This window comes from Bacillus sp. T33-2, assembly GCF_002860205.1.
In the GTDB taxonomy this organism is placed as follows: domain Bacteria; phylum Bacillota; class Bacilli; order Bacillales; family Cytobacillaceae; genus T33-2.
This window is the reverse complement of the sequence record NZ_PGVB01000050.1, coordinates 1-14,184: the sequence shown is the minus strand read 5'-3', so window position 1 is coordinate 14,184 and position 14,184 is coordinate 1. Positions and strand designations below refer to the sequence as shown.

General features: G+C 39.0%; 12 protein-coding genes and 2 pseudogenes. 9 read left to right on the top strand and 5 right to left on the bottom strand.

Features of this window, described 5'->3' with window-relative positions; all coding sequences use genetic code 11:
• Nucleotides 1–16: 16 nt before the first annotated feature.
• From CVD19_RS22650 to CVD19_RS22640, 4 genes are all read left to right on the top strand, one after another.
• Nucleotides 17–673, top strand: coding sequence for a potassium channel family protein (locus CVD19_RS22650; protein ID WP_101585451.1), 657 nt, complete (start codon nt 17–19; stop codon nt 671–673).
• Nucleotides 674–1,194: 521 nt separating this feature from the next.
• The gene (locus CVD19_RS22645) at nt 1,195–2,415 is read left to right on the top strand and encodes an MFS transporter (RefSeq protein WP_101585450.1); all 1,221 of its coding nucleotides are present in this window, start codon (nt 1,195–1,197) and stop codon (nt 2,413–2,415) included.
• A 146-nt stretch (nt 2,416–2,561) separates the two neighbouring features.
• Nucleotides 2,562–2,606 (top strand): erythromycin resistance leader peptide, encoded by a 45-nt coding sequence (locus CVD19_RS25995; RefSeq protein WP_142383562.1) that lies wholly within the window; start codon nt 2,562–2,564, stop codon nt 2,604–2,606.
• A gap of 323 nt (nt 2,607–2,929) precedes the next feature.
• Nucleotides 2,930–4,402, top strand: coding sequence for an Msr family ABC-F type ribosomal protection protein (locus tag CVD19_RS22640; RefSeq protein WP_101585449.1), 1,473 nt, complete (start codon nt 2,930–2,932; stop codon nt 4,400–4,402).
• Between the two features lie 104 nt (nt 4,403–4,506).
• Here CVD19_RS22640 and CVD19_RS22635 read toward each other — a convergent pair whose 3' ends face one another.
• Nucleotides 4,507–4,842: a LapA family protein gene (locus tag CVD19_RS22635; protein ID WP_101585448.1), complete on the bottom strand. Its 336-nt coding sequence runs from the start codon at nt 4,840–4,842 to the stop codon at nt 4,507–4,509.
• 314 nt (nt 4,843–5,156) lie between these two features.
• Here CVD19_RS22635 and CVD19_RS22630 point away from each other — a divergent pair, with 314 nt between their 5' ends.
• Together CVD19_RS22630 and CVD19_RS22625 are read left to right on the top strand one after the other, a co-directional pair.
• Nucleotides 5,157–5,978 carry an STAS domain-containing protein gene (locus CVD19_RS22630; RefSeq protein WP_101585447.1) on the top strand — a complete coding sequence of 274 codons (822 nt, stop codon included), beginning with the start codon at nt 5,157–5,159 and terminating at the stop codon, nt 5,976–5,978.
• Between the two features lie 337 nt (nt 5,979–6,315).
• Complete coding sequence (locus tag CVD19_RS22625; RefSeq protein WP_101585446.1) at nt 6,316–7,152, top strand: STAS domain-containing protein; 837 nt, start codon at nt 6,316–6,318, stop codon at nt 7,150–7,152.
• A 165-nt stretch (nt 7,153–7,317) separates the two neighbouring features.
• On the opposite strand, the gene CVD19_RS22620 is transcribed toward CVD19_RS22625, so the two are convergent.
• Nucleotides 7,318–7,758 carry an MEDS domain-containing protein gene (locus tag CVD19_RS22620; RefSeq protein ID WP_257985260.1) on the bottom strand — a complete coding sequence of 147 codons (441 nt, stop codon included), beginning with the start codon at nt 7,756–7,758 and terminating at the stop codon, nt 7,318–7,320.
• 246 nt (nt 7,759–8,004) lie between these two features.
• On the opposite strand from CVD19_RS22620, the gene CVD19_RS22615 reads away from it, so the two are divergent.
• Nucleotides 8,005–8,520 (top strand): DUF2538 family protein, encoded by a 516-nt coding sequence (locus CVD19_RS22615; RefSeq protein ID WP_101585445.1) that lies wholly within the window; start codon nt 8,005–8,007, stop codon nt 8,518–8,520.
• A 92-nt stretch (nt 8,521–8,612) separates the two neighbouring features.
• Here CVD19_RS22615 and CVD19_RS22610 read toward each other — a convergent pair whose 3' ends face one another.
• Both CVD19_RS22610 and CVD19_RS22605 read right to left on the bottom strand, forming a co-directional pair.
• The gene (locus CVD19_RS22610) at nt 8,613–9,005 is read right to left on the bottom strand and encodes a (deoxy)nucleoside triphosphate pyrophosphohydrolase (protein WP_101585444.1); all 393 of its coding nucleotides are present in this window, start codon (nt 9,003–9,005) and stop codon (nt 8,613–8,615) included.
• A 65-nt stretch (nt 9,006–9,070) separates the two neighbouring features.
• A pseudogene (locus tag CVD19_RS22605) lies at nt 9,071–9,398 on the bottom strand (transposase); the annotation flags it as partial.
• A gap of 561 nt (nt 9,399–9,959) precedes the next feature.
• Between CVD19_RS22605 and CVD19_RS22600 the strand changes: the two are divergent.
• Nucleotides 9,960–11,108, top strand: a complete 1,149-nt coding sequence (locus tag CVD19_RS22600; RefSeq protein ID WP_101585443.1) for a cation:proton antiporter — start codon at nt 9,960–9,962, stop codon at nt 11,106–11,108.
• Between the two features lie 244 nt (nt 11,109–11,352).
• Nucleotides 11,353–11,749 (top strand): annotated as a pseudogene (locus CVD19_RS25990) (alanine:cation symporter family protein); the annotation flags it as partial.
• 331 nt (nt 11,750–12,080) lie between these two features.
• Here the strand turns inward: CVD19_RS25990 and CVD19_RS22590 are convergent.
• Entirely contained in the window at nt 12,081–13,577 is a 1,497-nt protein-coding gene (locus tag CVD19_RS22590; protein ID WP_101585442.1) for a glycine betaine uptake BCCT transporter, read from the bottom strand.
• Between the last annotated feature and the right edge of the window lie 607 nt (nt 13,578–14,184).

The following is a 14,184-nucleotide window of genomic DNA, read 5'->3' as shown; positions in this document are numbered from 1 at the left end:
AAGGGAGTGTTCACGCATGGCACAGCGCCAGTTTGCAGTAATCGGTTTGGGGCGATTTGGAAGCAGTATTGCACGTAAATTGCATGAAGCTGGACAAGAGGTCCTGGGAATTGACATCAATGAAGAGCGAATTGAAGACGCAGAGCTATCAGTTACGCATGCAGTAATAGCAGATGCCACAGAAGAGGCCGCTCTTTTATCCATTGGTATCCGCAATTTCGACTGTGTGATTGTCGCTATTGGAAATGATATGCAATCCAGTATTTTAGCAACTATGTTATTGAAAGAATTGGGAGTAAAAAAAGTAATTGCCAAAGCCCTGGGCAAAAACCATGGAAAAGTGTTAGATAGAGTAGGTGCCGATTGGGTTGTGTATCCGGAACGGGATATCGGGGAACGAGTTGCACATCAACTTCTGTCGCCTAATGTGCTCAACTTCATTGAACTCTCAAGAGAGTATAGTATTGAGGAGATTAAAATTCCTGAAAGCATGACAGGAAAGAGCCTTCGTGAACTGGATTTACGGGCTGAATTCAATATAAGCGCGATAGCAATCCTTACTGGAGGGGATATCATCATCTCTCCTTCACCTGATCAAGTCATTCGAAGGGGAGATATTTTAGTGGTGATAGGGAACACCGAAGATCTTGCCACATTTTCGAATATCGATTAGATCATACCTCTTAAATATATTCTTCATTATCGAATGGCTCATCCGATTTGTGAAGAGGCATGGGAGCTACAAACAAAAGACCACCTCATCACAGTCTTTAGTTCGTGCCTATGGTAAAGCTAGGGTAATCGAAAAGTCTTTATTCACTACTTGCGTTTTTTCAGTTTTTCTTATGTAGTTGGGGATATTATCATGTAAAAGCAAGGTGCAAATCGTATTCATCCTTTTTGTTTTATATCACGGTAAAAAAGTCCAGATAACAGAATGACATACAGTATTGTGAATTGAAGAAATGAGACAGCTAGCCTACCGGTATCGAATATGTTTTTGAACAATAAACAAGGCTTTATCCACTTCATGGAGAATTAGATATTAAGAGGGCTGGATATAATGAGAAATAAAGGCAGTGATAACATGATGGCACAACAGCAACCCTTTTAAGGCATACTTGCGGCGTGCCTGCATATGCTTTATCGTTAGTTCGAGTGCCTCAAAAAAATTAGTAGAAATGGGTTGATTGCATGGCCAAACAAAGTTTGTTCGGCAATAGAGTCTTCCGAGCCATTATTATTTCAGGCTTGTTTTTACAAATCGGTATTTGGGTTCGGAATTTCGCCGTACTTTTATATGTGATGGAACAGACCAACGGGGATGCATTTGCGGTCTCAATGATATCCGTAGCAGAGTTTACCCCGATTTTTATCTTTTCTTTTATTGGAGGAACGTTTGCCGATCGGTGGAGCCCGAAAAAAACGATGGTCTGGTGCGATATTCTGAGTGCGATTTCTATTTTCGCAGTGATTGCGACACTATTATTCGGAACGTGGAAAGTTGTGTTTTTTGCCACTTTGATATCCGCAATCCTTTCGCAATTTTCCCAGCCATCGGGTATGAAACTGTTTAAAATGCATTTATCTGAAGATCAAGTTCAAGTCGGAATGTCGGTTTACCAAACTGTATTTGCTGTATTTATGGTCCTGGGTCCTATTATCGGAACATTTGCCTACCAATCATTTGGCATAAACATTTCAATTGCTGTGACTGGTATAGCGTTTTTACTATCTGCTGCGGCGCTGACTTTCCTTCCGCCAGACCGTGAGCTGGAAAAAGAGACCGGGACAACATTATGGCAAGAAATGAAGAGCGGGGTTAAATATGTTTTAGGGAAGAAAGAATTGAGCCTGTTAGGTCTTTGTTTTATGGCAGCAGGACTTGGGGTTGGTTTCATTCACCCGCTGTCGATTTTTCTCGTGACTGAACAACTGGGTCTGCCAAAAGAAAACCTTCAATGGCTTCTAATGGTTAACGGGGCCGGAATGATCTTAGGTGGAGCGGCTGCCATGATGTTTGCGAAAAAAGTGGCTCCGCAGAGGCTGCTGGTGTTTGGGATGCTTGTGAATGCAATTGGCCTGGCAGTGATGGGGTACTCCACGAACCTTTGGCTGACACTGACTGCAGAATTTTTTAACGGCTTAATGATGCCATGCATCCAGATCGGCATTAATACGTTGATCTTGCAAAGAACGCAGGAGGCCTTTATTGGAAGGGTAAATGGCATTTTGAGCCCGCTTTTCACAGGGTCGATGGTAGTGACCATGAGTGCAGCAGGTGTATTAAAAGAGCAATTTTCCCTGGTTGCTGTATTTGAGGGAGCTGCAGTATTATTCATCATTGGAATGCTTGTGATTTTGCCACTGTTCAAACAGAAAGAACAGCAGCATGCTGTTAGTGTTAATGATTAAATCATATGGAAAGGCAGCCTGACCATGGAGTTAACGCGTGACGGTCAGGCTGCTGCATTGAAAGTGTGTTATTTTCCTTTGACTATTTTCACACAAGCACCTATAATAACAGTGTATTTTTAAACTTTAAGGAGGATTATTAAAAAATGACACATGCGATGAGACTTCGATTCCCAACTTTGAACCGGTAATTAAATACGTTCAAAGGCTCTGTTTTATGTTTGCAGAGTAACGGGATAAGTCTGTCCTTTTTTAATAATCTTCATTTCATATCATGTATATGTAATGTTAGAAAGGCGGATTTTTCTTCCTTTCTTTATTTATGTCAAAATTCCTTTCTTTGTTTATGCAATGGGAAGGTTTATTTGGCGACGGCTCCTGGCAGCCCCTAACCGAATAAGGATGGGTCTTCTTCCCTTTACTCTAATCACAGGCAGATCGCATGTGATTTTTTTGTTTTCTAGATATTTTAAGCAGATTGAATAAATACGAAAGAGAAACGAGGCAGTGAATAATGGAAAAAGTATGTCTTGAATTAGAAAATATAGAACTCTCATTTTTAGATCGTTTAGTGTTAAATATCCCCCGGCTGGCAGTACATCAGTTTGACCGTATTGGGATTGTCGGGAAGAATGGAGCTGGCAAGAGTACGCTGTTGAAACTGATGGACGGCCAAATCAAGCCGGAGAAAGGTCATGTAAAACGCTTTGCGGATTTTGCCTATTTTGACCAACTGGCATCTCCAGTGGAAAGAGAAGTAGATTATGAGTTAGCTGGAAAGCTGTCAGTCCCGCAAACCGAAATTGAAAACTTTAGTGGTGGCGAACAGACAAGGCTAAAGCTGGCACAGATTTTTTCAGGCTATCATCAAGGTTTATTGATTGATGAGCCGACCACCCACCTTGACGAGGATGGTACACGATTTTTTATCGAACAACTGACTTATTATTATGGAGCGCTCGTGCTTGTAAGCCATGACCGCTATGTTTTTGATGAACTCGTAACAAAAATTTGGGAAATCGAAGATGGCTGCGTAACAGAATACACAGGAAACTATTCAGATTACGCAGCCCAGAAAGAACTTCAACGAAAGCAACAAAAAGAACAGCATGAAAAATATATGAAAGAAAAGGCTCGTCTTTTAAAAGCCGCAGAGGAAAAAATGAGGAAGGCTGATAAAATCACTCAAGCCAATGGACATATATCAAAAAAGGAAACTAAAGCAAAAGCGAATAAAATGTTTATGACTAAATCAAAAGATACAAGCCAAAAGGCGGTCCAGCGTGCTGCAAAAGCGATTGAACAGCGAGTTGCACAACTCGAGGGTGTGGATGCCCCAAAAGAGGAACACCTACTTCATTTTTATCAACCCTCTGCACTTAAGATTCACAATAAATACCCAATCATGGGTGAGCGGGTAACCTTAAAAGCCGGTGATAAAACGCTTCTCAAAGAAGCAAGTTTTCAATTCCCGTTAGGCAAAACCATTGTGATCAAGGGAAGCAATGGTTCAGGAAAAACAACTCTTCTTCACCATATTTTAAAACGGGGAGAAGGACTGGTCATATCTCCTAAAGCTGTTATTGGAGCATATGAACAGATGGATTATCAATTTGATAAGGATGAAACGGTACTGGGTTATATGAAAGCAAGAAGTGACTTTGACGAAAGTAAAATTCGTTCAGTCCTTCACTCGATGAATTTTACAGGAAATGATCTTAACAAGAATGTTCGCAATTTAAGCGGTGGAGAGGCGATCCGTCTAGTACTGTGCCAACTGTTTTTGGGAAGATACAACGTGCTGGTTTTAGATGAACCGACAAATTTCCTGGATGTGTTTTGTATTGAAGCGTTGGAGCGCTTTTTAAAGGCATATGAAGGTACAGTCCTTATCGTATCACATGACCGTAGGTTTATCGAACGTGTCGCTGATTGTATATATGCCATTGAACAACGACAACTAGTATTGAGAAAGAATGATGTGTAACAAAGAGAAAAACAAATGAATATTGGAAAAAGAACATCCCTTCTTCCATCAATTTTAGGTTCAGTGCGCCAGGCACGTAAAAAACCCTTGGGTTCAAGGGTTTTTTACTTCTTATGAATGTTTTCCGCGGGGTTATACGAGTCCCAGCTCTCATCCGGTTGTTCTGCTTCCTTCGCCGCCAGGTGAGATCTGACTTCCAATTCATCCCGTTCTTTTTTGATCCTTTTCAGTTCCCGCTTCAAACCATAAATCCGTGTCATTCCAACCGCACCCATGATAATAACTCCCGCAAGCACAGATCCCAGTACAACCAAAATCAGCGGCCATCTTGCAGTTCCAAAGAAATAATCCACCTCAACAGATTCAACATTCATCACTGCAAAAAGGGCGATCAGAATGGCAAAAAGTAAAGCAAGCAGCATGCCCCATTGTGTCTTCAAAGAGAAACCTCCTTTCAGATTCGTATCCGATATTCTAAAGGTACCCAAAGGCGATGATAAAAAACCAAATCGGCAACCAAGGTAAATAAAACATCCCTATGCCAGTTTGGTAAAGGGTACCGTTTTGATTTGATGTTCTTAATTTGAGGTCGAATGACAGTCTTTTTGACATAGTGCATTCTACTAACCTGTCCCTTTAGTTGAAGCAGGTACATCTTTCTATAATTATTTAAGTTAGATAGAGTTTTAAAATAATATAAAAGGGTATATACAAAAGTTGATATATATATAGGCGGAAAGGGAGAGCTAACCAAATGAAAACAATCGTAAACATGAGGGAAGAAATAAAATCCTATATCGATGAAAACCAGGAAAAGTTTCAGGAAAAATTGCTTTCCGAAGCAGTAAACGTCTCAGGAAAAATTACAGAGATTTTAGACAGGGGAAATATTGATTTATTAAAGAATGCAAGAAGATTGATATTTTATGTAATTGACCAGGAAAATGAGGAATTAGTAAAATTCGCCAAACAGGAAGGCATTGCCTGGGCGGAGCACTCATTAACACTTTCGTTAAAATTGGAGTGGGTACAAGCCATTAGAAGAACCTTATGGCATTTTATAAGCTTGCTCGACTCTGAAAAACATATAACAAACGAACGTAATGATTATTATGATCTAGAAAAAATGGTAAATGACAAGGTTGATCATTTTCTTAACAGCTTTTTCCTTAGTTATTCAAAATATAAGGATGAAATGATCCATAGACAAAGAGAAATGGTCGAACATTTATCAGTACCAATTATTCCTGTAAACGAAACCGTTTCAGTCTTGCCCCTGATTGGCATCATTGACAGCTACAGGATGCAAGTGATTGAGGAAAAAGTATTAAATGATATAGCTCAGTCAAGAATCCAAACGTTGGTAATAGACCTTTCAGGTACCGCGATGATGGAAAGGGATGATATAGATAATTTTGAAAAAGTATTGGCTGGTGTCGCGATGATGGGCTGCAAGGCAGTACTTACCGGTCTTCGCCCTGACCTTGTAAGGAGAATGGTGCATGCAGGAATCCGATTTGACAAAGATACTGAAACGAGAGGCACACTGCAGGAAACCTTGAAGAAATACCTCTGATTTTAACCAAAAAGTATATTTCCTGCAACCAGAAAATCATTTCAAAAATTACTTGTTAAAAAAGCGATGCCCTAAAAGCATTGCTTTTGTTTAATTTCCGCTCCCAAAAAAATTAATGAGAATACGACATGTAAGAGGACCCTACCTAATTAATGAAGCCGTATGGAATATCTCGGTTTAATACGATTTTCTCATGCATACCTGCAATACATACAGGTTCATTTATAAAGATATAATTGAATAATCTCGATACGTCACCCATCAATTTAGACTAATCTGGTCTAATGAGGTAAAATTTTCTCATATACAAAGATAAAACTGTACAGGGAGGGCTATAGTGGACACAAACAAAGATTTATATCATTTTTTTCTTGATAAGACCTGGCAATTGACAGAGGAATGGTATGCCAATTTAGATAAAAGCGATCCGGCAGGAGTGTATGCCTCCACCGACCCTGAGGCTATTAAAGCCGTAAAGCAGCAGAACTATGCGTTTCATGTAAAATTCAGTGAAGTTTTTAATAAAGAAAAAAGTACCTTTTTGGCTGATTTTGAAAACTGGATTTTAATGGTAGCACAAGATGAGGAGCATGCTCAGACACCTCTTCACTTCATTATCAGGGAATTTCACAGAACCCAGAATCAGTATCTGGATCTAATTACTGAATTTATTGAAACACATAATGAACAATATTCTTTAAATGAATTTAACTCTATGTTTCGGCTGGTCACAGATACTATGAGTTATGTGATCGAATGGTTTACGGAAGAGTATAATAGACACGCTGTTAAAAGACTTGCAGCTCAGCAAGAATTAATTTTGGAGTTAAGTACTCCAGTTATTGCTTTAAGCAAAGAGGTAGCTTTATTGCCATTAGTAGGCGAAATTGATACTGCCCGTGCAAAAATACTGCACGAAAGAACTTTAACAGAATGCAGTCGATTAGGAGTGAATAGATTACTTTTAGATTTGTCAGGTGTGGTGTTTGTTGATACCATGGTTGCACAACAAATCTTTCAATTAATTGATGCACTACGGTTAATCGGAGTAAGCACAAGTCTTTCCGGAATCAGGCCTGAAGTGGCACAAACAGCAATCCAGCTTGGATTGTCCTTTGATAATATATGCATAAATTCTTCGCTTGCGAAATCAATCAAGCTAGCTAAAATTTAACAAGCCCTTTCGACGAGAAGGGCTTTTCGTATGTCCTCTAAAGTTCCTCTGCCCGGGAGTATAGGTCAGAGCTAATAATTTCATCCCCTTTAATTATGAATTTATGGCATTTCATTAACGAAGTATTAAGCGAACTCGGAACTCTCTCTGCATCATACGCACAAACTAGGCATAATTCTTGTTCAGTGATAATCTGTCTGCTTTATTTTCAAGCTCTTCCAGTATTTTATAAATCTCTTCTTGCTGTCCCCATTCTACGTGAGCCCAGGTACGGAAAGAGATATTCTTTTCATAAAAAGGAGCTACTATTTTAGTTAAGTTTTCAAAAATTGTGTCAGGTTGAAAACTGCCTGTAGACATGTTGTAATCAAAGTTATTTATGGTGTGAACCTGTGCTATTTGATCCTTCGTCAGCACTTTTTCAAGTTTCGAATATAATTGAGGGATTAACCTCTCACTCTGTATTACCAATATATGATGGTTTTCCTCGACCCCGGAAAGTATGTAAGAAATTAAATTATTTAAATAGGACTCTGTTTCCGTAATATAATAAGTAATATGCACATGTTTATTTTCTTTTATTAATTGAGAAAATTTTTCTTTCATTAAAAAACCTCCTTTTTAAATTAAGCAAATCCTACCAAAGATACTATACTAAATGTACCTCTTATTCAATTAACCTGCCATGTTAGCACAATTTGTATAGAGTTGTTACAAAAAACTAGAATTGAACAGGGTTGCGCCCAATTCCAGCCTTTTTACTGTTTATATTTTTTTCTTCACGATAAGGCCAGGCGCTAACAATATCGAATGGTAATGCCATTTATTCGATCGGTAAAAAGGTGAAGAAGTATGAAGGACAGGATTATGGTGATAATGCTTAAGGAATATTTTAACGAGAAGGTGTTCCTTATGCAGGACTGTATATGTTTTATCAACGAACATCATAAACTAAACTTCAAACAAACGCTGTTGAAGTTTCCCGAGGCAAAAACCGATCCCCGGCAACAAACAGCTTGTTATATCTTGGCCGTTCCAATGATTTTTAAGAAAGTCGGAAAATACTTGGCCACGTTTGAATATCCGGTGGATTGGATTTGGAGATGGGAATGGAAATACACGTTGTCCAATTTAGAGATATTTCAATCCGCGCCGAACCAACAGGAATATTGGGAGCCCGATTACGAGTTAACAAGCTGCATGATTCAGTTAGGAAAATTCTCTTTGAATATGTGGAATGGCTATGAGCATTTCAATTTCATGGACTTCCTTTCTGAATTGGATGAAAAGCACTATGCGGTCTTCATGACTGCAATAAGCATGAGAAGGGGAAAGTTTAGCGAATGGAACATGGATAGGATTAACTAATGTAATGAAGTCATCGGGGGTGTGGAAATAAACGGAATAGCCAAAATAAGGCGGGCGAGCTGCAGAACACATTACTGCAGCCGGTTTTTGTATTATTCATAAATCAACAATTCTACCGCTGGGATGTCGGCTGGAGCCCATACTAACGATGCGAGATTTTCTTTTTTTAGCCAGATTAGCTTGGAATGTTCATTTGAAACAGGGATGCCTTCAATGATTTTAGACTTTATCGCTATCAAATGAATGATGAACGTCTCATATTCATGGGTATGTTCATTCAAAATTTCTTCCGTTTCAATGATGCAGCCCAATTCCTCATTGATTTCCCGCTTTAAGGCTGTTGATAAATCTTCACCCTGCTCTACTTTACCGCCTGGAAACTCCCACATGTTCGGAATCAGCATTTTTGGTGATCTAAGCGCACAGAGGATTTCCTGCTTGTCATTTTCAATTACCGCGGCCACAACTTTAATAGACTTTTTCATAATCGGCCTCCACTAATACAGTTACCAAATATCATAACATCATTCGTATGAGCTGGTAAAACACGCTCAGCTTCTTCCAGAATGATTGCCTGGTAGATTTTCTTTAAATCAGCCATGATAATTTTCTGTTCTTGTACGAAACGTATTTCATCGAATTACGGATCTGATGAACTGATGCACAGTTGGATATCTGTCTTGGGAATAACCGAGTTAATGGCGTCAGAAAAGCCGGAAAGCCCGTCCTTACAGGCAATCAGGATATCCTGCACCCCCTCTGCAAGACATTACAGACACCAAGCCAGAAGCCCGCACTCTCATTTTCTCCTATTCAAATCCCAAGGATCTCTTTGTGGTCTGAGAGATTAATCCCTAACACCTATAAGCCGCCTTGTTACAATACGGTTTTCTGATTAACGCAGGTTTTTATTGAAGGATTAAAAGGATGGTGAAGAGGAGATGGATATTTAAAATAAAATCAAATAATTTAACTCAATTGATATTCAGTTCACAATACTGTTCAACGGTATAAGACGGGGTATTCGTTTCTTTTGTTTTTATTGTTTGCCCTAAGTGTCATATCAAAATATTTTCATTCTCCTTATTTAAAATATTTAATATTCGATCACTCTTCAGAAAAGGGCGAGGTGATAGTCGTGCATAAGAAGCAGGACATGAATATCGCAGTTATATGCTGCTTAATTTTATTCATCTATGGTTTTTATCGATTTATTTGGTACCTTTCAGATTTCAAAATTGTCCACAAGTTATTGAACCAAGAACGGATTGCTAAAAACATGCCATAATTCATCCATATTATGGTATCATCATAATATCGGAATAAAGCTGTTTTTAGGAGGAGTCTGTCAACGAGGGATAAGTATGTCCCTTGTTGACAGACTCTTTTTGTATTTTTTTAAATTTTAATCAAATGATAAGTATGAAAGGTGGAATTTGGTGTTAATCCTTCAGTTAGCTATTATATTAGTAACAGCAAAAATAGCTGGTAGCTTAAGCGTAAGATTGGGTCAGCCCTCAGTACTGGGTCAGCTGCTCATTGGGATTGTCCTGGGACCCTCGGTTTTAGGATTAGTGACCGAGACAGAGACCTTAGCAGAATTTAGTCAAATCGGTGTTATCTTGCTGATGTTTATTGCAGGGCTCGAAACGGATATTGATGACTTTAAACAAAATGGAAAAGCATCAACGTATGTGGGGTTAGGCGGTATTGCTGTACCATTGGTTTTAGGATACTTTGCGGGTAAAATGTTAAATCTTCCTGATACGCAATCATGGTTTATGGGTTTGCTGCTTTCTGCTACCAGTGTAAGTATTTCCGTACAGGCACTTAAGGAGATGAATCAATTAAACAGCCCGGAAGGTAACAGTATCTTAGGGGCTGCTGTTATTGATGACGTGGTAGTCATTATCGCTTTGGCATTCCTTATGAGTTTTGCCGGTGGAGATGTCAATTTGACAATGGTTATAGTAAAGAAAGTATTATTCTTTGCAGGAGCCATTCTCATTGGATGGAAACTTGTTCCTTGGTTCCTTAATAAATTTTCCTCATTAAGGGTGACAGAAACAGTCATTTCCTCTGCCCTGATTGTCTGTTTTGTTTATGCCTATCTGGCAGAATACACCGGGGTTGCAGCGATTATCGGATCCTATATAGCGGGAGTGGCGATCAGTGTAACAAAATTTAAACATGAGGTAGTTGAGAAGGTAGAAACGATTAGTTATTCCATTTTTGTTCCAGTATTCTTTACCTCCATTGGCGTTACTGCACAATTTGGTGGTATTGCGGAACATTTCGGTCTCATTGTTCTTTTAAGCATTTTAGCCATTTTAACGAAATTAATAGGTGCATCAATTGGGGCAAAATTGGCTGGATTCCAATGGAACAGTTCATTAGCAATAGGTGCAGCTATGGTGTCCCGGGGGGAAGTAGCCTTAATTATCGCAGGAATTGGTTTAGAAACTAAACTTCTATCTCAGGATTTATTTGCTGTTATTGTTGTGGTGATATTGATTACAACGATTGTCACTCCACCCATGATGAAATGTTTTTTTAAGTCCGATATGCAAGTGCAGGATTTAGCTTAATCTATAGTAAAAGAACAACCCCCAAATGAAATGGGGGTTGTTCTTTTACGTATTAGGATTCTCTGTTAAACATCTAGAAATGATGTTCATCCAACTTCGTTTTCTATATTTGTTCGGGAGTACGACGCAGTTAAGCACAATAGCCATTAGAAAAACTAGACCATTGATAGCTTCAATCACTGCTACCAACTTACACCACCCTAGTGGGGTAATATCCACCGTAGCTTCAAGCAGCCATGGTCATGCTGGTTTTGTAGCGGTTTCTCTTTTCTTCTTCGCATTCACAACCATCATGGCCTATTACTATATTGCTGAAACAAACATTGCATACCTTACTAAAGGAAAAGACAGCAAAATTCCAATGTTCCTTTTAAAAATTGTTATTCTTGGGGCAACCTTCTATGGAGCTGTCAAAACCGCATGGCTTGCATGGGCGTGATGTCGGTCTTGGCCTGATGGTATGGGTAAACCTGATTACTCTCCTAATCCTAGCGAAACCGGCTTTACTCGCCCTTAGGGATTATGAGGAGGAGAAAAAGCAGGGGCTCGACCCTGTATTTAACTCCACAAAACTTGGAATTAAAAATGCTGAATACTGGGAAGAAGAATATACTTTCGATTACGAAAAAGATGTTTCCTAATGTTAACAAATAAACTAAAAGCAGGACTTGCACTGTTAGTTTTATTCCCTCCTGCACAACGTGAGCAAAAAATATTTATAATAAAGTAATCCTACTCACTTGGCACAAGGGTAAATCAATCTTGATAATTAATTAGAAGAAAATTAAGCATACGGAGCTTCCAGCTGGGAATATTATGGTTCATGAAATTAACGACTGTTTGGGATTATCCGAGAGCAGTAGTACTGAGAGCACAGATGCTGTAGCTCATCAGGAAAGGGGCAAACATGTAATTAATGACCACAATATATAACCCCCTCCGATAGAGGGGGTTATAGTAATCATTCTACTACTATTTTTTAACAACTAATTTTTCCTTCTTAAGTGCTTTAAGAAGCGAGAATACAACTAGAAGCATGACAATTGTAAAAGGAAAGGCGGCGATGATTGATGCCCTTTGTAATGCCTCCAGGCCGCCCGTCCATAAAAGGATTGCCGCAGTACCTGATTGGATAATTCCCCAAACAAACTTAACCTTATTAGAAGGGTTCAGGCTTCCGTTGGTCGTTTGCATACCAAGCACAAATGTGGCTGAGTCTGCTGAGGTAATAAAAAAAGTACTGATTAGAAAAATAGCTATTATAGAAAGTGCATTAGAAAGCGGGAAATTCTCAAACATAGCAAAGAGTGCTACTTCGCTCCCTTGAATGTTAATTGCCTCCATCAGTTCTTTATGCTTAAAAAACTCCAGGTAAATTCCTGTTCCCCCAAATACTGAGAACCACAAAGCACCAAAAATGGTTGGCACTAATAGAACCCCGATTAAAAATTCCCTTATTGTCCTTCCCTTGGAAATACGGGCAATAAAGGTACCCACAAATGGTGCCCATGCGATCCACCAGGCCCAGTAAAAAATAGTCCAATCTTGGAACCAGGTCATTTTCTCATAAAAAGGACTGAGACTAAAACTCATTGATGGCAGGTTTTGCAAATAAGAACCAAGGGTATTCGTAAACAAATCCATAATAAAGTTGGTAGGGCCAATAAATAATAAGAATATAAGAAGAGCGACAGCAAGAAAAATATTGAGATTGCTCAAGTACTTAATTCCTTTATTAAGACCCGTTTGAGCTGAAAGCATAAACAGGACAGTGACGATTCCAATAACAATTATTTGTGTGGTAAATTTATTCTCTACTCCAGTGAAAGTATAAGAAAGACCGCCGCTTATTTGAATTGCACCGAGACCCAAAGAGGTTGCTACTCCGAATACTGTTGCAAATACTGCTACACAATCTACAATTACTCCTATTGGGCCGTTTACTTTATCGCCTAAAATTGGCCGTAACAAAGAGCTTATTACACCTGGCTGGTCTTTGCGGAATTGAAAGTAAGCAAGTGCAAGGCCTATTACTGCGTATATGGCCCAAGGATGGAACCCCCAGTGGAAAAAAGAAAATCTCATGGCTGTTCTTGCAGCTTCCACAGTCTGTCCCTTAATAAAAGGTGGTGTGTAGTAATGGAACAAAGGCTCTGCCACTCCCCAGAAAACAAGTCCAATTCCCATACCAGCACTAAAAAGCATGGCAAACCATGTTGTATAGCTGTAAGCCGGCCTATCGGCATCTTTCCCTAAACGTATATTTCCATATTTTGAAACAACTAAAATAATAGCAAAAACCAGAAATAAGGTAGCTGATAACAAGTAAAACCAGCCGAATTTCTCCAAAAGTACTCCTTGTATTGTGTGGGTAACCTTATCAAGATTACTGTTTGGAATAATGCCCCACAAAATAAAAACTCCTGTAATAATAATGGATATAGTAAATACTGGTGATAATTTTTTCATCCAATCCCCCTAAATAAAATCTCCCCTAAAGGAAAGTATTTATCTTGTTAACTTTTCGTTCGTTTTGAATTTTCTGATTAAATAAAGTGAGGATGAAGGGGAATACAACATGGGCCAAAACGCATGAAAATACAGAAGATGTTTTAGAGTAAAAAGACCCTCAAAGGTTGTAGTGTTTATATTCGACTTTTGAATTAATTTTCATACTTTCGTAATTTAAGTCATCTTCACAAGGAACCAACCCAAAGGTCCCAATACACTTCCGCTAAACAAAGCACCCCTTCTTTTAGCAAAGAAGACATCACGAAATTAGGAAAAGCAACTCAATGGCATTGTCGAACTTACCTCACAATATAAATTCTTATTACTCACCTCCTACGTTCATTAATGCTAACAAAGATTTCAACTCAATGCCAGTCATTCGGGTTTCTGCTGAGTACGATAACATATTTCAGAATCGGCTGCCAATGCAGCATTTTGTTTATTCAAGCGCCGGTTTTTGCGCTTCATGGGTGCCTACAGGGCAGGTGGATAAAAAAAGAAATTACAGATTTTCCGAACGAGAAAGCCCATGCAGGGCGCAGCCCGTCTTTAGACATGGGATGAT

Excerpts from the sequence above, each read along its gene's own strand:
- CVD19_RS22650 (WP_101585451.1), top strand. The coding sequence starts at position 17 with ATGGCACAGCGCCAGTTTGCAGTAATCGGTTTGGGGCGATTTGGAAGC.
- CVD19_RS22645 (WP_101585450.1), top strand. The coding sequence starts at position 1,195 with ATGGCCAAACAAAGTTTGTTCGGCAATAGAGTCTTCCGAGCCATTATT.
- CVD19_RS22640 (WP_101585449.1), top strand. The coding sequence starts at position 2,930 with ATGGAAAAAGTATGTCTTGAATTAGAAAATATAGAACTCTCATTTTTA.
- CVD19_RS22630 (WP_101585447.1), top strand. The coding sequence starts at position 5,157 with ATGAAAACAATCGTAAACATGAGGGAAGAAATAAAATCCTATATCGAT.
- CVD19_RS22620 (WP_257985260.1), bottom strand. The coding sequence starts at position 7,758 with ATGAAAGAAAAATTTTCTCAATTAATAAAAGAAAATAAACATGTGCAT.
- CVD19_RS22615 (WP_101585445.1), top strand. The coding sequence starts at position 8,005 with ATGAAGGACAGGATTATGGTGATAATGCTTAAGGAATATTTTAACGAG.
- CVD19_RS22610 (WP_101585444.1), bottom strand. The coding sequence starts at position 9,005 with ATGAAAAAGTCTATTAAAGTTGTGGCCGCGGTAATTGAAAATGACAAG.
- CVD19_RS22590 (WP_101585442.1), bottom strand. The coding sequence starts at position 13,577 with ATGAAAAAATTATCACCAGTATTTACTATATCCATTATTATTACAGGA.